This window comes from Cupriavidus sp. 01T418, from assembly GCF_056398885.1.
This window is the reverse complement of sequence record NZ_JBFTQG010000049.1, coordinates 22,417-43,486: the sequence shown is the minus strand read 5'-3', so window position 1 is coordinate 43,486 and position 21,070 is coordinate 22,417. Positions and strand designations below refer to the sequence as shown.

Below are 21,070 nucleotides of genomic sequence, written 5' to 3'. Positions count from 1 at the left end.
CCGCGGTTCTATAATCAGCGGCGTTGACGGTGCGCTCCGGCCCATCGGCTCCGTCTGCTCCATCTGCCCCACCCACTCGAACGGCATAGCCTGCCGGGCTTACCTGATGACAAAACCCACCAGTGGCACTGGCGTCACAGCATCGGAACTCCTGCTCAAGACCAGTCCACCGCGCGCACCGCGCCATCTCCATGCGCGCGCACGCCTGCGCTCGGACGGCGAGCGCTTTGCCGACAGGCCTGTGACGATCGTGCAAGCGCCTGCCGGCTTCGGCAAGACATCGCTGCTGATCCAGTGGCACCGCGAGTACATCATGCGCGGCAGCGCCGTTGCCTGGGTATCGCTCGATGAAAACGACGATCCCCGGCGGTTGCTCATGAGCCTCGCGAGCGCGATCCGCTCAGGCTGCGGGCGGGCGGCATTCGGCGGCCGGCTGCTGGAAGGAGGGGGGGCGGCCGATGGCTCGCTGGAGGGCTATACGGCATGGCTGGCCGAGGTTGCCCACCTTGCGCTGGATATCGTGCTCATACTGGATGAGGCCGAGCGGCTGCCGGACGCCAGCCGCGATGCGCTGATCTACCTGCTTAACAACTTGCCATCCAACCTGCGCATCGTGGTGGCGGCCCGCGACGRGTTCGACACGCTCGTCGAGCGGCTGGGGCCGTATGGCCAGTGCGTGAAAGTCGATACCGGTTTGCTGCGTTTCCGGCTGGACGAGACGATCGCGCTGATCGGCAGGCACTTTGAGACCAGCGTGGAGGCCGACGCCTGCGCCAGGCTGTATGACGTGACCGAGGGCTGGCCGCTCGGCCTGCAACTCGCGCTGGCGGCAATCACGCATGCTCCCGATCCCGTTGCCGCCATCGATGCCTTCGCCAGCAGTACCGGCGGCATGCGCGAACACTTCGTTACCGCGCTGCTGGCCCGGCTTTCCGATGCGGATAGCGGGTTCCTGATGCGCATCGCGATCGCGGAGCAGCTGCATGCCGGACTTTGCCGTGCCATAACGGGGTTGCCGGATGCGCAGGAGCGCTTGCATCGTCTGATGCGTGAAACGCCGCTGTTTGTCGTGGCCGACCAGCATGACGAGTGGTTCCGTCTGCATGCGATGGCACGCGATGCGCTGAGAGCCCGGCTGACGGCACTCCCGGCACAGGAACTTGCCGGGCTGCACGACCGCGCCATGCACTGGCTTGCCGATCATGGCATGACCGAGGCCGCCGCGCGCCATGCGCTGGCCAGCGGCCAGCGCGAAACCGCCTACGGGCTGGCGCAGCGCTGCCTGCACGAGGCCGCCACGCGCGGCCAGCTGTCCACTGTGCTGGAATGGCTGGAATGGCTGCCCGAGTCCGAGCTGGACCGGCATCCACGCCTGCGTCTCGCCGCGGCATGGGCTCTGGCGCTGAGCGAGCGCCACCAGCAGGCCGAGGCGCAAGTGCGGCAGATCCTCCGCCACGCGACGCCGGACGATGCCATGCGCTATGAGATCGATCTGATCCTGAGCGCCGCCGCCTATTACGCGGACGAGCCGGATTGCGTGGCGGCCCTGTTCGATCGTTGGGGGGAGGTGCCGCCCGTGAGCAATGCGTGGCTGTTGCAGGCGCATGCCAACCGGCTGGCGGCGCGCGCGGTGATGGCGGGGGAATATGCCAAGGCGCGCCGCTACGAGCAGAACGCGCCGCGCGGCGACGCCAGCCTTGCCTACCGCTATGTGATCCGCTGGCGCGATTACATCATCGGGCTGGGGTATCTGTTCGAGGGGCAGGTGCTGTTGGCGGAGGGTACGTTGCGTCCGGCACTGGCCCGCGCCGACGAAGACCTGGGCCGGCGCCACCCGTTTTCCTGCATGATCGCGGCACTGCTGGCCGCCTCGACCTATGCGCGGGACCAGGTTGACGAAGCGGCGGCGCTGCTGGCCAATCGCCTGGATATCCTGGAACGAGGCGGCACGCCGGATACGGTGCTGCTGGCTTACCGCACGGCGGCCCGCATCGCCGCGGCCACGGGCGTGGAGCATCGCGCCCTCGACCTGCTCGAGACCATGTACGCGGTTGGCGTTGCCCGCAAACTGCCGCGGCTGTGCGTGGCCAGCCTGACCGAGCAAATGCGCCTGCACAGCGGGCGTTTTCGCTCCGAGACGTGCCGGACCCTGCGGCGGCGCATCGATGAGATCGTTGCGGACAACGCCGCGCCCGAGTCTCCGATCCGGCAGCGCAACCTGGTCCTGCTCCAGGATCTGGCGCATGCCTATGCCTGCGTTGCCGAGCAGGACTGGCGCGCGGCGCAGCAACCGCTGGCGCGGGCCGAGGCGGGGGCCGGCGCGATGAAACGCGAGGTCGTGCGCATCGAGATCATGGCGCTGCGGGCGCTGGCGCTGGATCGCTGCGGCGAGAAGGGGCTTGCTCTGCTGCACGAAGCCATGAATCTGATGCAGGCTTACGGGGTGACGCGCGGCGTGCGCGACGTCCATCCCGCGCTGGCGGACTGGGCGCGCGATATCGGGACGGAATCCACCGGCGCGCGGCGCCTCGATCCTGTCAGGCTGGCGCAGGCGGTACGTCCCGCCGCCGAGGCTGGCGGCACCGGCCCGCGCGCAGCGCCCAGCATGGTGCTGACGCCGAAAGAGCGCAGCGTCCTGGAGCTGCTGGCCCGGCATCTTGCCAACAAGGAAATCGCGCTTGCCATGGGGATCGGACAAGAGACCGTCAAGTGGCACCTGAAGAACCTGTCCGCCAAGCTGGATGCCGGCACGCGCAAGCAGATCGTGCACAGGGCGCAGTTGCTGGGCCTGCTGCGCGACGCGTAGCGAGGGGCCCGGCCGGCGCCGGGCGCCTTCTGGCTGACGACGATGCCGGGCGGCCCGGCATCCTGTCCCGCGCCGGCTACGCCGTGGCGTTACTTGGGGTTGCGCAATACGATCAGCAGATCCTTGGCCGCCACGCGGTCGCCAGGCGCCACATGGACGGCCTCGATCTCGCAATCGAACTCCGCGGCGAGATGCGTTTCCATCTTCATGGCCTCCAGCGATACCAGCGTGCTGCCAGCCGATACACGTTGGCCCGCTTTGACTGCAACCGTGACCACGGCACCCGGCATGGGCGCGGCCACATGCAAAGGGTTCGCTGCGTCCGCCAGCGGGCGGGCCTGGGCAGCTCTCTGCGCGCCTCGCTTCTCGATACGTGCCATGCGCGACTGGCCATTGAGCTCGAACTGGACCTTGAAGACGCCTTCCTCCTTGTCCGGCTGTACGCTCTGCAGCGCGATCAGCAGCGTCTTCCCCGGCGCGATGTCGACACCAATCTCCTGCTGAGGCTGCAGGCCGTAGAAGAAGGCCGGGGTCGGCAGGGCGGAGGTGTCGCCGTAGTCGCGCCGGTGCTCGAAATATTCCTTGGTCACCTTGGGGTACATCAGGTAGGAGGCGAGCTGCTGGTCGTCGAGCTGACGCCCGCAGGCCGACTCCCCTTGTTTCCGGGCTTCGTCCAGGTCGACCGGGGCGAGGTGGTCGCCCGGCCGGTAGGGCGCCGGCGGGTCAGATTTCAATACCCGGCGCGACAGCCCGGCAGGGAAGCCGTCCGGCGGAAAGCCTAACTCGCCCTTGAACAGCGACACCACGGATTCCGGGAAAGCGACCTCCTTGGCGGGGTCGCAGACATCGGCCGCGCTCAGGTCGTTGGTCACCATCATCAGCGCCATGTCACCGACCACCTTTGAGGTTGGCGTGACCTTGACGATGTCCCCGAAGATGCGGTTCACGTCCGCATAGGCGCGCGACACCTCGGTCCAGCGGTGTTCAATGCCGAGCGAGCGCGCTTGCTCGCGCAGGTTGGTGTACTGGCCGCCCGGCATCTCGTGGCGGTAGACATCCGCGGTACCGGAGCGGATATCCGACTCAAACGGCGAGTAATAGCGCCGCACACCCTCCCAGTACATCGAGGCTTCGTGCAGGCGGTCAGGGTCGAGGCCGGGGTCGCGCTCGGTGTTGGCCAGGGCCGCTGCAATGCTCGACAGGTTGGGCTGCGAGGTCAGGCCACTCATGGCATCGAGCGCGCCGTCCACGGCGTCGCATCCGGCCTCGATGGCCGCCAATGCCGAGGCTGCCGAGATGCCGCTGGTGTCGTGCGTATGGAAGTGCACGGGCAGGCCGGTCTCTTCCTTGATCGCCTTGACCAGCGCGGCCGCGGCGCGCGGCCGGCAGATGCCCGCCATATCCTTGATGCCGAGCACGTGTACGCCGGCGCGCTGCAACTCCCGCGCGATGCCGACGTAGTATTTGAGATCGTATTTCGAGCGGGCGCTGTCGAACAGATCGCCCGTGTAGCAAACCGCGCCCTCGCACAGCGCACCGTTCTCCCGCACGGCGTCGATGGCCACTCGCATGTTCTCCACCCAGTTGAGCGAATCGAACACGCGGAACAGGTCCACGCCGCCGCTGGCCGCCTGCTTGACGAAGAAGCGCACCACGTTGTCGGCATAGTTGGTGTAGCCGACCGCATTGGAGCCGCGCAGCAGCATCTGCAACATGACGTTGGGAATGGCGGCGCGCAACTGCGCCAGCCGCTGCCAGGGGTCTTCCTTGAGGAAGCGCAGCGCCACGTCGAAGGTGGCGCCGCCCCAGCATTCCAGCGAGAACAGCTGCGACAGCTCGCGCGCATAGAACGGCGCGATGGGCAGCATGTCGGCGGTGCGCATGCGGGTGGCGAACAGCGACTGGTGCGCATCGCGCATCGTGGTATCGGTCAGCAGTACCTGCTTTTGCGCCAGCATCCACTGCGCGAACTTGTCGGCACCCAGTTCGAGCAAGCGGTCGCGGGTGCCCGGCGGCACAGGCGAAGTCACGTCCGTACGGGGCAGCACCGGCCTGGGCAACGGCAGTGGCGGCAGCGCCCGGCCTGCGACTTCCGGGTTCGCGTTGACAGCCACATCGCCGAGATAGCGCAGCAGCCTGGTGGCCCGGTCGTGCCGCTTGGCAAACGCGAACAGCTCGGGCGTATTGTCGATGAAGCGGGTCGTGACTTCGCCGTTGGCGAAGGCCGGGTGATTGATCACGTTCTCCAGGAACTGCAGGTTCGATGCGACCCCGCGAATGCGGAATTCGCGCAGGGCACGGTCCATGCGGCGAATCGACTCGGCGGCAGTGGGAGCCCAGGCGGTGACCTTGACCAGCAACGAGTCGTAATAGGGCGTGATGATCGCGCCGCCATAGGCGGTGCCGGCATCTAGCCGAACGCCGAAGCCGGACGCGCTGCGGTACGCGGTCAGCTGCCCATAGTCCGGGAGAAAGCCATTTTCCGGATCTTCGCTGGTAATGCGGCATTGCACAGCATGACCGTTGAGGGCGATGTGCTCCTGATCCGGCACGCCGGCAGCGCGAATGGCCACATTCCCCGTGCTGTCGAATTCGTCTTCGATGCGGCCGATCCGCCCGCCCTCGGTGATGCGGATCTGGGCCTTGACGATGTCCACGCCAGTGACCACCTCGGTGACGGTGTGCTCGACCTGGATGCGGGGATTGACCTCGATGAAGTAGAACTGGCCGCTATCGGCATCCATCAGGAACTCGACGGTGCCGGCATGGGTATAGCCGACTGCTCGCATCAGCTTGAGCGCAGCGTCGCACAGCGCCTGACGCCCAGCCGGGTCAAGGTAGGGTGCAGGTGCACGTTCCACGACTTTCTGGTTGCGCCGCTGGACCGTACAGTCGCGCTCGAAGAGGTGCACGACCGCGCCGTGGATATCGCCGAGGATTTGCACCTCGATATGGCGGGCGTTGCGCACCAGCTTTTCCACATAGACTTCGTCGTTGCCAAAGGCAGCCAGCGCCTCACGGCGTGCCACCGGCAGCGAGGCCTCGAGGTCCTGTTCGTTTTCCAGCACGCGCATGCCGCGACCGCCGCCGCCCCAGCTCGCCTTGAGCATCAGCGGATAGCCGACTTGCGCGGCCATGCGCTTGCAGGCATCTAGGTCGAGCGGCAGCGGCGCGGTGGCAGGCATGACCGGCACGCCCGCCGCGACGGCGGCGTTGCGCGCGGCGACCTTGTTGCCGAGCGTGCGCATCACTTCGGGCGAAGGCCCGATCCAGCGGATGCCGGCGTCGAGCACCGCCTGCGCGAAATCGGGGTTCTCCGAAAGAAAGCCGTAGCCGGGATGGATGGCATCCACCCCCGTGCGCCTGGCGATGCGCAGCACATCCTCGATGTCGAGGTACGCCTCCAGCGGCTTCTTGCCCTCGCCAACCAGATAGCTTTCATCCGCCTTGAAGCGGTGCAGGGCCAGGCGGTCTTCCTTGGAGTAGATCGCTACCGTATGGATGCCCATCTCCGCCGCGGCCCGCATGACGCGAATTGCGATCTCCGATCGATTGGCAATAAGGATTGACTTGATTGAGGTGGGCTTCATCGCGGTAGGGGTCGGTTAGGATTGATGTCCTGCTGGCAGCAACAAGAGCGGCCGTGGCTAGTCTGGCTTGAAGTCAATCGCCTTTAGCAGTGCGCCCTGGCGATCGTGCGCGGTGCGCAGCGAGGCGTCCAGTTCAGCCTGGCTCCTGGGAAGCCCAACGTCCAGGCCGAGTTCGGCAATGCGATCCCGCACCGATGCCGATTCAAGCACCTTGCGGGTTGCGGCCCGCAAGCGGTCCTGGATCGCTTCGGGCACGTCGGGTGCCACCCAGACGCCGATCCATGCGAGCTGGTTAAGCGCAGGGTAGCCTAGTTCGGTGAACGTGGGTACCTGCGGGAGCGCCGCAAGGCGCTTCGGCGAACTGACGGCAAAGGCGCGGAGTTTGTCGGCCTTGATGAGCGGCAGCGAAGTCGCTGTCCCGTCGAACATCAGGGGGACATGCCCGCCCATCACATCCTGCAGCGCTGGCGGAGATCCCTTGTAGCCCACATGGCTCATGTCGATGCCGGCAAGCTGATTCAACTGCAGGCCCATGGTATGCCCGAGCATGCCTGTGCTGTAAGAAGCATAATTAATCGAGGCGGGATGCGCCTTGACATAGGAAATCAGTTCGCCAAGGGTCCTGGCGGGCAAGCCGGGGTTGCCGACGAGCACCAGGCCCCCGCGCGCCAGCTCCGCCACCGGCTTGATGTCCTTGAAGGGATCGAATCGCTGCCTGGCCAGGAAAGGGGCTTCGGAGGCGATACCGTCCTGGATGACCAGTAGCGAATAGCCGTCATGTGGTGCCGCAAGCGTGTCTTGTACTGCAATGGCCCCAAAGCCGCCCGGCTTGGAATCCACAATGAAGGGTTGGCCCAGCTGTTTGCTCAGTCCGTCCGCAAGGCTGCGGGCAAGCATGTCGGCAGTACCGCCCGCGGGCGCGGCCGTGACGATGCGAACCGGCTTTGCGGGCCATGCTTCGGCGCTTGCCTGATGCGACGCGAGGCAGAGGGCCAGTGCGCCGGCGGCCATGAGCGCGCGTCCGCCATGGGCAAACCATTTTGTGCATTTTCTGTATGCCACGAGTGTCTCCTTGTCATTGATTGCAGCTTCGGCTTCGTGGCCGGGGCAATGCGCAAGCAGGTAGCTGGCTTGCCCGGCGTCGAAGGTCTCCCCTTGGATCGATGAGGCATCTCGCGGGGCCGCTTCCAGCATTCTTATCCTGGGACAGGTGGTACGCCCCCCCTTCATTGGGGGGGCGCGGCAGTGCGACTATGGCAGAGTTCGGTGCTGCAGGCATGGCTAAATCATGCCATCGAACCCCGGGAGCAGAGCGTGACCAAGCATGTTGTCCACATCGGTGCCTTGCCCGATAACGCGCGCAGGTTCCTGAAGATAGGGACGCGCGAGATTGCCGTGTTCTGCGTTGCAGGAAGGGTATTCGCGCTGGACGACAGCTGTCCGCATGCCGGTGCATCGCTGTCGGCTGGCTTGATCGAAGGCGGCAGCGTTCGCTGCCGCGCTCACGGCCTGCGCTTCGATCTCGCCACCGGATGCATGTCGCAAGCCGCCGGCTTGCGTGTCAGGACTTATCCGGTAACTGCCAGTGTTGGCGAAGAGACCTTGACGATCGAGATTGACGATCAGGATTGATGCGGCCTGGAAGCGGCCCGGGATGCAACGTGCCTGTATTGAACGCGACTTCGTATCAAGCCAGCTCGTCGAGCAGCGCCTTGGCCTCCTGCAGGTCCGCGGTGTCAAAGCCTTCGGTGAACCAGCCGTAGCTCGCGGCCAGCATCTCGCGGGCGGCTTCCGGCTTGCCCTGCTCTCGCCACAGCCGGGCCAGGTCCATCACCGCGCGCAGCTCCAGCGATCGAGCGCTCTGTCGGCGGGCGATCAATATCGCCTGCTGGAAGGCGGCTTCGGCTTCGTCCTGGCGGCTGGCTTGCTGCGCACCGCCGATCGGCCGCAGCAGCGTCAGTTCGCCCTTGAGCCTGTACAGCTCCGCTTCGTACACGCGCTCCTGCGTGCGCTCAACCAGCCCCAGCGCCTCTGCCAGCGTCCTCAGGCCGGCCTCGGCCTGCCCCGATCTGGCGTAGGCGTCGGCCAGCAACCCCAGGAAATGCGTCCGGGACAGTTCCGCGCCGGTGGCCTGGTAGGCGCTCATGCCCTGCTGCATCATCGCGATGCCTTCCGCGGCGCCACCCTGCGCGGCCAGGACCCAGCCCCAGAGGATGGTGCCCCAGGTCAGCGCGAACGGAAGGCCGTGCTCGGTCGCGAGGGCGAGGGTGGCCTGCGTCAACTCGCGCGTCGGCTGCACTTCGCGGCGCCGCAGATGAAGTTCGGCGGCGATGATCAGGGCCGTGGCCGAGGCGGGCGGGTGGGACAGGGTCTGCGCCAGGGCGAGCATCGCCTGGCTGCGCGCCAGGGCCTGCTGCGGGTGGCCGAGCAGCCACAGGTCCAGGGCGAGGAATGCCAGCCCCAGCACGCCGGGTTCCGAGCCATAGAAGAACACGGGAGACTGGTGTTGCAGGGGATCATAGAGGGCCAAGGCCTGCTCCAGGTGCGTGCGGGCGGCATCCAGCTCGCCCAGGCTGAACAGGTTGGTGCCCAGGACCCGATGGGCCGTGACCAGCCACGCCGGGTCCTGCGACTCCTCGGCCAGCGTGAGCAGTTGCGCGGTGAGCCCGCGCGCCGTCAGCAAGTCCCCGCGGACCTGGTAAAAGGTGCGCAGCCCCTGCAGGGCGGGGAACAGCAGGGTCGTTTCACCGAGTTGCTTGCACAGCGTCAGCGCCCGCGTGTAGGTCGTCTCCACTTCCGGGGCAGCAGGTCCACGGGCGGCCATCCAGGCCGGACCGAGCGTGATCTGGAGCTCTAGTTCCTGTCGTGCGCGCTCGGGTGTATCGGGCTGGTTTTCGAGCAGAGCCAGGGCCATGGTGAGATGGGTGACCGCTTCGGCATCGGCGGAGCGCTGCACCGCCTGGCGCCCGGCGCACAGGAGGTTGGCCACCGCCTTGGGCGTGTTGCCGCTGCAGCTGAAATGATGGGCCAGCTCGTTGCAGTGCGCCTCGAGCTGGGTGGGGAACAGGGACTCGATGGCCTGGGCCGTGCGCTCGTGCAGCGCGCGGCGCCGCTCGATCAGCAGCGAGCCGTAAGTGACCTCCTGGGTCAGCGCGTGCTTGAAGCTGTACTCCACCTCCGGAAATGCCGGCTGTTCGTAGATGAACTCCCCGGCCTGCAGCCGCGTCAGCAGGCTCTTGAGCGTGTCTTCGGGCTGCTCGACGATGCGCGCGAGCAGGCTCCAGGTAAAGGCCTTGCCGATCACCGCCAGGGTCTGCAGCAGCGCTTTCTCCGCCACCCCCAGCCGGTCGATGCGGGCGGCGAGCACGCCCTGCACGGTGGGCGGGATGTGCAGGCTGGTCGGAAGCTGCTCGAGACGGTAATGTCCGCGTTCGCCGCGCAGCGCCCGCTCCTCGATCAGCGTCTGCACCACTTCCTCGATGAAGAAGGGGTTGCCCTCGGTCTGCGCCAGGATCAGGTGCTCGAGTGGGGCGAGCCCGGCGCCGCCGCCCAGCAGGTCCCGCAGCAGTTCCCGGGCCTCGCCCTCGCCCAGGGGATCCAGCCGCAACTGGGCGTAGCAGCTCTTGTGGCTCCAGTCGGGACGGTACTCGGGCCGGAAATTGACCAGCAGCAGGATGCGGGCGTTGGTCACGCTCTCACCGAGAAAGCTGAGGAAGGCCTCGGTCTCGCTGTCCAGCCACTGCAGGTCCTCGACGATGAGCTCAAGCGGCTGGGCCAGGCTTTCGCGTACCAGCAGCCGCTTGATCGCCTCGAAAGTGCGCTGCCGGCGGATTTGGGAAGGCAGATTCGCCAATGCCGAGTTCGGCTCGGCGACTCCCAGCAGGTGGAGCAGGTAGGGCAGGCCGTCCTCCAGCGCGCGGTCCAGGGTCAGCACCTTGCCGGTGAGTTTCTCCTGCCGCCGACGCTCGTCGTCCTGCGCGGTGATCTGGCAGTAGTTCTTCAGCAGATCGATCAGTGGCAGATACGGATAGGCCTTGCCGTGCGAGACGGAGAACGTCTCCAGCACCAGGCAGTTGCGCGGCGCGAGCAGCTTGAACTCGTGGCACAGCCGCGACTTGCCGACCCCCGGTTCGCCCACCACGCCGACGATCTGTCCTTGCCCGGCATGCGCCCGCGCCCGCGCCTCGCGCAACTGCCCGAGCTCGCGGACGCGGCCGACAAAATGCGCCAGCCCGCGGCTGGCCGACACCTGCAAGCGGGTGCGCAGCGGGCCGAGGCCGAGCACTTCGAAGACGGGCAGCGGCTCGGACCGCCCCTTGATCGGCGTTGCGCCGAGCGCCTTCCACGAAAAATAGCCCTCGGTCAGATGGTGGGTGTGCTCGCTCGCGACGATCGAGCCGGGCACCGCGATGCCTTCCATGCGCGAAGCGACGTGGATCGAATTCCCCACCGGATCGTAGTCGGTGTGCAAGTCGTCGGTGCGGATGGCGCGCACCACCACTTCGCCGGAGTTGACGCCGACGCGTATCTGCAGCGCGATCCCCTGTGCGAGACGTACGCGGTCGGCGTAGCGGCGCATGTCCTCCTGCATGCGCAGCGCCGCATAGAGGGCCCGCTGCGGATGGTCCTCGTGCGCGATCGGCGCCCCGAATAGTGCCAGGATGCCGTCGCCCATCGACTTGGCCACATAGCCTTCGTAGTGATGCACGGCGTCCATCATCAGCGCCAGCACCGGGTCGATCAGGTGGCGTGCGTCTTCGGGATCGAGGTCCTGGATCAGCGCGGTCGAGCCGGCCATGTCGGCGAACAGCGCGGTGATCGTCTTGCGCTCGCCGTCCGTCGCACCGCGTGCCTCCATGGCCGCCTGTGCTGCCCGAATGCGCTCGGCCAGATGGGGGGGCGTGTAGTCGATCGGGGTGCTGCCCGCGAGCACCGCGCCGGGGGCCGTGCGGCTCAGCGGTGCACCGCATTCGCTACAGAACTTGGCGCTCGCACCGGTTTCGTGTCCGCAGGCCGGGCAGGCATGCACTAGCCTGGCGCCGCATTCCTCGCAGAACTTGGCACTTGCCGGATTCTCGAACCTGCAGTTGATGCAGCGCATAGGGCTCACCTTCGTCTTAGGCGGCTTGCGAGGTTCAACAGTACCCGAATTCTACAAAGGCGTGCAACTTGCAGCCCTGGCCCTCAGGGCCGCGGCGCACCGCGTGGCGCGTCCGGTTTTTCACCGCGAAACAAACTTCAAAATATTTGAATAACGTATCCATGAATTGGATAATGCACGCCTTGGTTGCTCTCGTATAGTTCGATCCATTGACGGCGCTGTAACAAATAAAGCCGGAACCAAAAAGGTCAACTAATTTCAATGAGAGAGCGAATACCATGTCCAATCAGAAACTCGAAGTGCTGACCCCGCAGAACAGTCAGGTGATCTTCATCGATCACCAGCCGCAGATGGCCTTCGGCGTGCAGTCGATGGACCGCCAGGCGATGAAGAGCAACGCCGTGGGCCTGGCCAAGGCCGCCAGGATCTTCAGCATCCCCACCACCATCACCACGGTGGAGAGCGAGTCGTTCTCGGGCTTCACCTATCCCGAGCTGCTCGATGTGTTCCCCGAGCAGCCCACGCTGGAGCGCACCTCGATGAACTCGTGGGACGACCAGAAGGTGCGCGACGCGCTGGCCGCCAACGGCCGCAAGAAGATCATCGTCGCCGGCCTGTGGACCGAGGTCTGCAACACCACCTTCGCGCTGAGCGCGATGAACGAGAGCGACTACGAGATCTACATGGTGGCCGACGCCTCCGGCGGCACCAGCAAGGAAGCGCACGATTACGCCATGCAGCGCATGGTGCAAGCCGGCGTGGTGCCGGTGACCTGGCAGCAGGTGCTGCTCGAATGGCAACGCGACTGGGCTCACCGCGACACCTACGACGCGGTGATGAAACTGGTCAAGGAACACTCCGGCGCCTACGGCATGGGTGTGGACTACGCCTACACCATGGTGCACAAGGCCGCGCAGCGCACCGCCACGCCGCACGCGTCGCGCGCGCCGGTGCCGGCACGTTGAGCCGCGTTGCCGTGCCGGCTAGGCGGGCTGCATCACGCCCATGATGCGCCTGCCTAGCGAGATGCCCCATTGGGCCAGGCGCTTGTTCGCGGCCCACTGGCTTCGATCCCACAGCGCGAGCGCATCGTCGATGCGGTCCGGGGCCGCCTGCAGCGCGCGCGCCAGGGCCACGGCATTGCCCGCCGCCTTGCCTGCTCCTGCGCCGGTATGCGGACGCGCCACGAAGGCGGCATCACCGAGCAGCACGGCGCGGCCGAAGCGCATGCGCGGTGCCGCGTAATCCTGGATCAGCTGCAGGAAGGGATCGGGGGTCGACGCGACCAGCGCCGCGAACACGGGCGCCAGGCTGTGCGCCGCGGCAAGCTGCAGCGCCCGGGCATCGGCGTCCTTGACCGCGCCCGGCGGAAGCGAATGCGTGTGCTGGCGCCCATGGCGGTCCAGCAGCACGGCCGCCAGCGGTTCTCCCGCGGGCAGCGCACGGTACCAGACCCAGTTCAGGCGCCGCTCGTCGCGCCTGACCGACCCGTCCTCGCCGGGAATCAGGTAGGTCAGCATCTGGTGGCGCGGGCCGTCCTGGAAGGCGAAGGCATCGACCAGCAGCGACCTGGCCTGCTCGCCCAGGCCGGCCTCGGGCAGCACGCCGCGCCAGGCGACGTAGCCGGCATAGGCAGGCGCATCGCCGGGCAGCAGCAGCTGCCGCACCGTGGACAGCGGTCCGTCGGCACCGACCAGCAGATCGGCGTGCTCGGTGCGGCCGGAGGCAAAGCGGGCCGTCACGTGATCGGCCTCCTGGGCGAGCCCGACCAGTTCCTCGCCCGCATGGATCGCGGCCGGATCGAGCGTGTCTTTCATCAGGGCGTAGAGCCCGTTCCAAGCGATCTGCGTCTGCGGCATGTAGATGCGGCGGACCACGCCATCGCGGTCCAGGAAGATGCGGTCCTTCGACGGCACACCGAAGCCGGGTGCGTGTGCCACCCCGGCGAAGTCCAGCGCATCGAGCACGTCGGGCTGCAGCACGAGTCCGCCGCCGCGGCTGTCGAGCTGCTGCGGCGACCGCTCGAAGACATCGACCTCCCAGCCGATGGCGCGCAGGCAGATGGCGGTAAAGAGCCCGCCGAGCGAGCCGCCGATCACGACGGCGCGGTGTGGTTTGGACGTAGGCATGGGGTCATGGCGTTGATGTCAAGGGGCCGGGCACCGGTTGGCGCCCGGGGCATGGCGCGTTGCGCGCTACGGCGCAATTTCCCTGCGCAGCCGCTCGCCGCCCAGCGGCATATCGCGCAGGCGCTTGCCGGTGGCATCGAACAGGGCATTGCCGAGGGCGCCCGCGGTGGGCCCCATCGCCGCTTCGGCCACGCCCAGGAACGGCGTACCGGGGCGGTCGATCAGGTGCACGTTGATGGTGGCGGGCACGGAAGAGAAGCGCATGATCGGATAGGCGCTCCAGTCGAAGCTGCCGATACCGCCGGTGTCGAAGCGCAGCGCTTCGTACAGCGTCCAGCTCGCGGACTGCAGGATGCCGCCCTCGATCTGGTTGCGCACGCCATCCGGATTGACGATCTGCCCGCAATCGACCGCCACTTCGGCATGCTCGAGGCGCACCAGCCCCGTGTCGCGCACCACCGAGATCTCCAGCGCGATCGCCACATAGCCCATCAGGTTCTTGTACCTGGCGAAAGCGAAGCCGACGCCGTGGCCGGGCTTGCTGCCGCGCCTGGGCCAGCCGAACTTGTCCGCGGCAAGCTGGATCACGTCGCGCGCGCGGGGGTCTTCCAGATGCCGCAGGCGGAAGGCCACGGGGTCGGCGTTTGCCGCGGCGGCCAGCTCGTCCATGAAGCTCTCGATCGAGAAGACGTTCATGTGCGCGCCCAGCGAGCGCATCGCCGAGGTGCGCAGCGGCATGGTCGGCGAGAAGTGGTTGACGATATGCGCGGCCGGGAGCTGGTAGAGCGGAATCGCATTGCGGTCGCCGCCGCCCTCGGGCTGCAGCATGGGGACCGACGGCGCTGAGACGAAAGGCCTGGCCAGCAGCGTGGCGGGCAGCAGCCGGCCGGCGTTGACGATGCGCTCGTTGTGCGAGCTGCTCCACAGCGCGTAGTCCCAGTCGACAATGCGGCCGCCGGCATCGAGCGATGCCTTGACCTCGGTGACCATCGCGGGCGTGTAGTGGTCCCACAGGTTTTCCTGGTCGCGCATCCATTGCACGCGCACCGGCTGCCCGGGCAGGGCGCGGGCCAGATAGGCGGCATGCGCCGCCGCGTCGTCGGCGCCGTTGTGCCCGTAGCAGCCCGAGCCTTCCACATGGATGCAACGCAGTTTTTCCTTGGGCATGGACAGCATCTCGGCCAGGCCGGCGCGCAGCGGGTAGACGCCCTGCGAGTGGGTCCATACCGTCAGCACGCCGTCCTGCATCAGCCCGACGGCGCACGAGGGGCCGATCGAGCCGTGCATCAGGTAATGCTTGGAAAAGGTGGCGGCCAGCGTCCTGGCGGCTGCCGGCACCACGCCCCTGGCATTGACGATCTTGGCGATCTCGATGTGCTGCGTGGCGATCTGCTTGAGCTGCACGATCACCTCGGCGGGCCGCGGCAGGGCGCGCCCCTTGCTCCAGCGGCAGGCGGCGCCGAGCGCGCGCTGCGCGAGCACCGCCTGCCATTCTCCCTTGGCCACCACGGCGAGCAGGTTGCCGTCGCGCACGACCGCGATCACGCCGGGCATGGACCTCACCACGGCCTCGTCGACCGACAGCAGCGCCGCGTCATAGGCCGGCGGCAGCACCACGCGCGCGTGCACCATGCCCGGCAACGTCATGTCCTGGACATAACTCGGCCTGCCGGTGACCTTGCCGGGGATATCCAGCCGGGGCATCGGCGTGCCGATCACGGAGAACGACTTCGGGTCGCGCAGCGGCGAGGCGGGCGTCGCCGCGCGGTGCAGGTTCACCGCTGGCAGCAGTTCGCCGAACGTCAGCGAGCGCCCGTCGCGCGCCGTGATGCGCGCGTTGGCGACCGTCAGCGACACCGCGTCGACGCGCAACTGCCGCGCGGCCGCGTCGGCCAGCAGCCCGCGCACCTGGGCCGCCGCGTTGAGCAGGGCGCTGCCGCTGTCGGCCATGGTGTGGCTGCCGGCGGTCAGCCCTTCATCCGGCGAACGGCCGGTGTCGGCGGTCAGGAAGGTGATCTGCGCGGGCGCCATCTGCAACTCTTCGGCCGCCACCTGCAGCAGCGCGGTGCGCACGCCGGTGCCCAGCTCGACCTTGCCGGTGCAGACCGTGACCTGGTTGTCGGGGGCGATCCTGATCCAGGCGTCGAGATAGGGATTGGTCTTCAGGCTGCCCGCCAGCGTCTCGTACTGCCGCGAGACCTGCACGGCCGCGCCCTCGTCGGCCAGCACCATCCGCGCCATGGCCGTGCTGCCGGGCAGCAGCGTGAAGCCCACCACCAGCGAGCCCGAAACCAGGAACGCGCGGCGGCCCGGGTCGATGTCGTCGTCATGGCCGCTCATCGCGCATCCGCCTTGCGGCCTTCCGGCGTGATCCCGGCCTTGCCCACTGCCCTGGTCGTGCCTGCCGCCGATCGGATGGCTGCCAGGATGCGCATATGCGTGCCGCACCGGCACAGGTTGGGTTCCATGTGCGCGCGCAGCTCGGCTTCGGTGGGGTGCGGGTTGACCTCCAGCAGCGCCTGCGCGCGCATGATCATGCCGGCAATGCAGTAGCCGCATTGCGCCGCCTGGTGGTCGATGAACGCCTTCTGCAAGGGGCCCGGCCTGTCGACGGTGCCCAGGCTCTCGATGGTGCGCACCGGCCGGCTGCCGACCGACGCCACCGGCATCACGCACGAGAACACCGGGCGGTCGCCCACGATGACGGTGCAGGCGCCGCACTGGCCCAGGCCGCAGCCGAACCTGGCGCCGTGCAGGTGCAGTTCTTCGCGCAGGGCGTAGAGGAGCGGCGTGGACGGATCGATTTCCAACTGGTGGCTGGCGCCGTTGACGGTGAGCTTGATCATCGCGATTCGTTTCCTTTCCTGATGTCCGCTATGGTGTCCAGCACATCGGTCCACGGCGGCTGCCGGGAGTAGGTGGCGCGCAGGTAGGCCGTCAGGTCGGCGAGTTGCTGGTCGTCGAAGGCCTGCGCGAACGCCGGCATGTAGTGCAGGGCGTCCTCGCCGTTCCAGGGCACGCCTTGCAGCATCATCTGGATGGCATTGCGCGGCGTGCCGGCGTTGACCGCGGAGCTGGTGGCAAGGCTGGGGCGCCCGCCCACGCTCTGCATCGGCGAAGCCGTGCCGTGGCAGGCGGCGCACGCGCCGGTGAACAGCGTCGCGCCGCGCGCGATGGCGGACTGGTCGGGCGCGGCCGCCGACACCGGCACCACGGCGGGCGTGGGCGCCGGCTGCTGCAGCGCCATCAGATAGGTCGCGATGGCATCGACGTCCGCCTCCGGCACGGTAGCCAGTTCGCGCGTGACCGGCAGCATCGGCCCGGCTGCCGCGCCATGCGCGCGGGAGATACCCGTGCGCAGCCAGGCGCTGAGCTGCGCCTTGGTCCAGGGCACGGGCCCGCCCGTCAGGCGGTTCAGCGGCGGTGCTTCCCAGTTGTCCACCACGCCGCCGTCGAAGGCGCGGCCCAACTTCTCCCCGCCGATGGCATTGAGCGGCGAGTGGCAGGCGGCGCAGTGGCCCAGCCCGTCCACCAGCAGGCGGCCGCGGTTCCAGGTTTCGTCTTGCGCGGGATCGCGCTGCACCTCGCCGGGCCGCAGGAACAGCAGGTTCCAGAAGGCGACCGGCGGGCGGAAGTTGAGGGGGAAGATCAGCGCGTTCGCGGGGGCCCTGGCAACCACGGGATTGCGCCGCATCAGGTAGGCATAGGCCGCTTCGATATCCCGGTCCGCCATCCTGGTGAAATGGATGTAAGGAAACGCCGGGTAGAGCTGATGCCCGTCGCGGGCGATGCCATGCCGCATGGCACGCGCGAAGGCTTCCAGCGACCAGCCGCCAATCCCGGTTTCCGGATCGGGCGTGATGTTGGTGGAGTAGATAGTGCCGAACGGCGTGACCAGCGCCAGGCCGCCCGCATAGGGCTGGCCACCCTTGGCGGTATGGCAAACCATGCAGTCGCCCAGCGCGACCACGCGGGCGCCCTCCAGCGTCAGCGCGTGATCGAAGGAAGAGGGCGCCGGCGCCGGGATCGGCGCGATGGCCGGTTCCCACATGATGCCGGCCGCGGCCACCAGGGCGGCGACCGCGGTCCCGAGCGCGGCCAGGATGACGGGCCGGCGCTTCATGCTTGCCTTGCCGGGATGAGATGCCGGTCCATTGCGGGTCCTTGCGTCGGAGGAAGTTTGCCAGCGCACGTTCCATGCATCGGGACGGTTGGCCGCCGGCGGGAAGTGACTGCGCTTGCTTCGCATGGTAGGAGCCGCCTTGGCCGCCAACAATCGGCAAGTGGTCTGTCGCGCCCAGACCAAAGTATGAGATGGCGCCGCGCAAGGGCGGCTCGCGGCTCGCGTTTTGCCGCATGTGACCGTGCATTTTTTCATGTGTGCGGAGCATTGCTCTGCTATTCTTCGCCGGTCAGCACCTGGCGCCAAAGCCATAGGCCGGATACCCGTTTATTCACATGTGAAGCCATGCACGCAAACGCTGCCGCCGCATTTCCGCCTGCTGCCTCCGGGGGGACCGATACCTTGGGATGCTTGTCGCAGAAGCTTCAGCATGACCAGGCGCTTGCCGGCAGCGACCTCCAGTTCTATCGCAAGAGTTCGGCTGGCGCCGATGACAGCCAGGTGCTCATGCCGGCATCGCATCGCGGCTATCTGGTGGGGATTTCGCTGTGCACAGGACATCGTCGCCGCATATTCAATGAATATCGCGCGACCACGCATGATTTCGAGATCGATTCCATCTATATCCGGAATTTCCTTGACGACTATAAGGCCGATTTTTATGGCCATTTCGACTTCATCCTGCTGGAGGTTTCCCGCGCCTTTATCGAACGTACCAGCAGTGAACTAGGCCGCTCGCGTGTCCGGGAACTGCGCGGCGCAGCCGGGGAGAGGGACCAGGTGCTGGCCCATCTTGCGCAGGCGGTGGTGCCAGCGCTCAGCCGGCCCGGGATGGCCAGCAGGCTGTTCGTCGATCAATTGGGCATCGCCATCGGGACCTACCTGGTCGAGCAGTATGGCAACGGGCAGCTCGCGGCGCCCAAGACCAACCGTTTGCTCTCGCAACGCTGCGTGGCAATGGCCAAGGAGATGCTGATTGCCAACATCGACGGCGATTTGTCGATCGCGGCCATCGCGGATGCCTGCAACCTCTCGCGCAGCCATTTCACCCGTGCCTTCCGCGATACCACCGGCCAGACGCCCCATCAATGGCTGGTGGCGCAGCGCCTGGAGCGTGCCCGCGCGCTGCTGCGCGATTCGGCGCTGCCCTTGGCCGAGGTGGCGACTACCTGCGGTTTTGCCGACCAGAGCCACTTCACGCGCGTGTTTTCGCAGGCGCTGGGCGTCTCGCCCGGAATCTGGCGCCGCGGGGTCGGTTGCTGACAGCGTCCGGCGCCTTGCGTACGTGCCGTCGAAGCTGTGGCGCAGGCCCTGCGCGCGGCTGGCCAGGCGAGGCGGGGCACGGTGTCCGCAGAGCGATCCTAGGCCGTGCCGGCGCGTGGCGCCATAGTCCGATGGTATGGGTAGTCGGGACGTACGGGTCTTCACACAATGCGGCTTTCGACCGGTGGCTTCGCCGCCGGCCGCCCCTGCGGGTGCTCCTGGCCGTCGGCTGCATGGCGGGCATGGCCCCGTGCAACCAGCGATCCATCCATGACTGAATCCCAAGCCGGCGCCGCCGGTTCGCCCTGGAGCCCGCTGCGGCACCGTACCTTCCGCATGCTGTGGATTGCCACCGTGGCATCCAACGTGGGCACCTGGATGAACGATGTCGGTGCCAGCTGGCTGATGACGTCGCTCGACCCCGACCCGCTGATGGTGGCCCTGGTGCAGGCCGCCGGCAGCCTGCCGATGTTCCTGTTCGCGCTGCCTTCCGGGGTACTGGCCGATATCGTCGACCGGCGCCGCTACCTGATCTTCGCGCAGCTCTGGACGCTGGCCGTGGCGGTGACGCTGGGCGTGCTGGTACTGGCAGGGCTGGTCAACGCCCATGTGCTTCTGCTTGCCGCGTTCCTGCTGAGCACCGGCGCGGCAATGAGTTCGCCGCCGTTCCAGGCTATCGTGCCGGAACTGGTCGAGAAGGCGGATCTGCCGCCGGCGATCGCGCTGAACTCGCTGGGCATCAATATCAGCCGTGCCATCGGGCCCGCGCTGGGTGGCTTGATCCTGTCGTTCTCCGGGCCCGCGGCGGTGTTCCTGCTCAATGCCTTGTCGGTGCTGGGTGTGGTGCTGGTGCTGTTCCGGTGGAAGCCGGAGCCTGCCCGGCGCAATCTGCCGCCGGAACATTTCTTCTCGGCCGTGCGCGCCGGGCTGCGCTATGTGGAGGCCGCGCCGCTGCTGCGCATCGTGCTGGTGCGGGCGGTGGCGTTCTTCCTGTTCGGCAGCGCCGGCTGGGCGCTGCTGCCGCTGGTGGCGCGGCAGGAGCTGGGCCTTGGCCCGGGTGGCTACGGCGTGCTGCTGACCAGCATCGGCCTGGGCGCGGTCGGCGGCGCGCTCGTGCTGCCCAGGCTGCGGGGCCGCGTAGCCGCCGACCGGTTGATGGTGCTGGCGAGCCTGCTGTTCGCGCTGAGCCTGCTCGCGCTCGCCTATGTCCGGCACTTCTGGCTGCTGGCGGCGGCCCTGCTGTTTGCCGGACTGGCGTGGATCGCTGTATTGTCCACACTCAACGTGGCTGCCCAGCGCAGCGCGGCCGGCTGGGTCAAGGCGCGCGCACTCGCGGCCTACCTGACCGTCTTCTTCGGCGCCATGACCGCCGGCAGCGCGCTTTGGGGCAAGACGGCCGGGCTGCTCGGCATTTCCACGGCCCTGGTGCTGGCGGCCGCCGGGATGGTGCTGGCCAGTACCACGGCGCTGCGCTGGCGCCTGGGCGTATCGCCGGAGCTTGACCTGACGCCGTCAGGCTTCCTGCACCCCGGCACGCTGGACGTTTCGCACGACCGGGGGCCGGTGATGATCTGCGTGGAATACGACGTGGCGCCGCAGCAGGCGGCGGCATTCGCCAAAACGGTGCAGGAAATGCGCCGGATCCGCCGCCGCGGCGGTGCGCTCACCTGGGGTGTCTACGAGGACCTGGCCGCGCCCGGCCGCTTCATCGAGACCTTCCTGGTGGAGTCGTGGCTGGAGCATCTGCGCCAGCACGAGCGCCACACCATGAACGACAAGGCGATCCAGACCCGCGTGCAGGGCTTTCACCGCGGCGCCACGCCGCCCGTTGCACGGCACCTGGCCGCACCTGAGTGAGCCGGGTCGGGGCAGGGCTGCCTCCGGGCGCCGCAGCCACTGCCTGGATATCTCGAGGACCAGCAAGCTCACCAGCAAGGCGCCGATGGCGAACAGGGCCGCAATATGGAACTGTGAAACTGAACCAAACCAATCTCGATTGACACCGGGAGTCATATCAGCTGTCCGGCTAAACCATCCACTGCCACAAGTTTTCCTTTT

At 67.5% G+C, this 21,070-nt stretch carries 12 protein-coding genes; 5 read left to right on the top strand and 7 right to left on the bottom strand.

Features of this window, described 5'->3' with window-relative positions; all coding sequences use genetic code 11:
• The first annotated feature begins 106 nt into the window (after positions 1-106).
• A complete protein-coding gene (locus AC1DQ3_RS30570; RefSeq protein ID WP_477123864.1) occupies positions 107-2,806 on the top strand; it encodes a winged helix-turn-helix domain-containing protein in 2,700 nt (899 codons plus the stop codon).
• Positions 2,807-2,895: 89 nt separating this feature from the next.
• Here the strand turns inward: AC1DQ3_RS30570 and AC1DQ3_RS30565 are convergent, their stop codons facing one another.
• Positions 2,896-6,396 carry a pyruvate carboxylase gene (locus AC1DQ3_RS30565; protein ID WP_477123863.1) on the bottom strand — a complete coding sequence of 1,167 codons (3,501 nt, stop codon included), beginning with the start codon at positions 6,394-6,396 and terminating at the stop codon, positions 2,896-2,898.
• A gap of 57 nt (positions 6,397-6,453) precedes the next feature.
• On the bottom strand, positions 6,454-7,407 hold the full coding sequence (locus AC1DQ3_RS30560; RefSeq protein WP_477123872.1) for a tripartite tricarboxylate transporter substrate binding protein: 954 nt from the start codon (positions 7,405-7,407) through the stop codon (positions 6,454-6,456).
• A gap of 255 nt (positions 7,408-7,662) precedes the next feature.
• On the opposite strand from AC1DQ3_RS30560, the gene AC1DQ3_RS30555 reads away from it, so the two are divergent.
• Positions 7,663-8,028 (top strand): Rieske (2Fe-2S) protein, encoded by a 366-nt coding sequence (locus AC1DQ3_RS30555; protein ID WP_477123862.1) that lies wholly within the window; start codon positions 7,663-7,665, stop codon positions 8,026-8,028.
• A 55-nt stretch (positions 8,029-8,083) separates the two neighbouring features.
• Here AC1DQ3_RS30555 and AC1DQ3_RS30550 read toward each other — a convergent pair whose 3' ends face one another.
• A complete protein-coding gene (locus tag AC1DQ3_RS30550) occupies positions 8,084-11,497 on the bottom strand; it encodes an AAA family ATPase (protein WP_477123861.1) in 3,414 nt (1,137 codons plus the stop codon).
• Between the two features lie 278 nt (positions 11,498-11,775).
• Between AC1DQ3_RS30550 and AC1DQ3_RS30545 the strand changes: the two genes are divergently transcribed.
• On the top strand, positions 11,776-12,462 hold the full coding sequence (locus AC1DQ3_RS30545) for a hydrolase (protein WP_477123860.1): 687 nt from the start codon (positions 11,776-11,778) through the stop codon (positions 12,460-12,462).
• 18 nt (positions 12,463-12,480) lie between these two features.
• Here AC1DQ3_RS30545 and AC1DQ3_RS30540 read toward each other — a convergent pair whose 3' ends face one another.
• The 4 genes from AC1DQ3_RS30540 to AC1DQ3_RS30525 form a co-directional block, all read right to left on the bottom strand.
• Positions 12,481-13,626, bottom strand: coding sequence for an FAD binding domain-containing protein (locus AC1DQ3_RS30540; RefSeq protein ID WP_477123859.1), 1,146 nt, complete (start codon positions 13,624-13,626; stop codon positions 12,481-12,483).
• A 66-nt stretch (positions 13,627-13,692) separates the two neighbouring features.
• Positions 13,693-15,966 (bottom strand): xanthine dehydrogenase family protein molybdopterin-binding subunit, encoded by a 2,274-nt coding sequence (locus AC1DQ3_RS30535; RefSeq protein WP_477123858.1) that lies wholly within the window; start codon positions 15,964-15,966, stop codon positions 13,693-13,695.
• Positions 15,963-16,472, bottom strand: coding sequence for a (2Fe-2S)-binding protein (locus AC1DQ3_RS30530; protein ID WP_477123857.1), 510 nt, complete (start codon positions 16,470-16,472; stop codon positions 15,963-15,965). Before AC1DQ3_RS30530 ends, AC1DQ3_RS30535 begins: the two co-directional genes overlap by 4 nt.
• Complete coding sequence (locus AC1DQ3_RS30525) at positions 16,469-17,749, bottom strand: c-type cytochrome (protein ID WP_477123856.1); 1,281 nt, start codon at positions 17,747-17,749, stop codon at positions 16,469-16,471. The genes AC1DQ3_RS30530 and AC1DQ3_RS30525 overlap by 4 nt, the downstream gene beginning before the upstream one ends.
• Positions 17,750-18,160: 411 nt before the next feature.
• Between AC1DQ3_RS30525 and AC1DQ3_RS30520 the strand changes: the two genes are divergently transcribed.
• Positions 18,161-19,012, top strand: coding sequence for a helix-turn-helix domain-containing protein (locus AC1DQ3_RS30520; protein ID WP_477123855.1), 852 nt, complete (start codon positions 18,161-18,163; stop codon positions 19,010-19,012).
• Between the two features lie 270 nt (positions 19,013-19,282).
• Positions 19,283-20,869 (top strand): MFS transporter, encoded by a 1,587-nt coding sequence (locus AC1DQ3_RS30515; RefSeq protein ID WP_477123854.1) that lies wholly within the window; start codon positions 19,283-19,285, stop codon positions 20,867-20,869.
• Positions 20,870-21,070: the final 201 nt, after the last annotated feature.

Excerpts from the sequence above, each read along its gene's own strand:
- AC1DQ3_RS30565 (WP_477123863.1), bottom strand. The coding sequence starts at position 6,396 with ATGAAGCCCACCTCAATCAAGTCAATCCTTATTGCCAATCGATCGGAG.
- AC1DQ3_RS30560 (WP_477123872.1), bottom strand. The coding sequence starts at position 7,407 with ATGGCCGCCGGCGCACTGGCCCTCTGCCTCGCGTCGCATCAGGCAAGC.
- AC1DQ3_RS30550 (WP_477123861.1), bottom strand. The coding sequence starts at position 11,497 with ATGCGCTGCATCAACTGCAGGTTCGAGAATCCGGCAAGTGCCAAGTTC.
- AC1DQ3_RS30545 (WP_477123860.1), top strand. The coding sequence starts at position 11,776 with ATGTCCAATCAGAAACTCGAAGTGCTGACCCCGCAGAACAGTCAGGTG.
- AC1DQ3_RS30540 (WP_477123859.1), bottom strand. The coding sequence starts at position 13,626 with ATGCCTACGTCCAAACCACACCGCGCCGTCGTGATCGGCGGCTCGCTC.
- AC1DQ3_RS30535 (WP_477123858.1), bottom strand. The coding sequence starts at position 15,966 with ATGAGCGGCCATGACGACGACATCGACCCGGGCCGCCGCGCGTTCCTG.
- AC1DQ3_RS30530 (WP_477123857.1), bottom strand. The coding sequence starts at position 16,472 with ATGATCAAGCTCACCGTCAACGGCGCCAGCCACCAGTTGGAAATCGAT.
- AC1DQ3_RS30525 (WP_477123856.1), bottom strand. The coding sequence starts at position 17,749 with ATGAAGCGCCGGCCCGTCATCCTGGCCGCGCTCGGGACCGCGGTCGCC.
- AC1DQ3_RS30515 (WP_477123854.1), top strand. The coding sequence starts at position 19,283 with ATGACTGAATCCCAAGCCGGCGCCGCCGGTTCGCCCTGGAGCCCGCTG.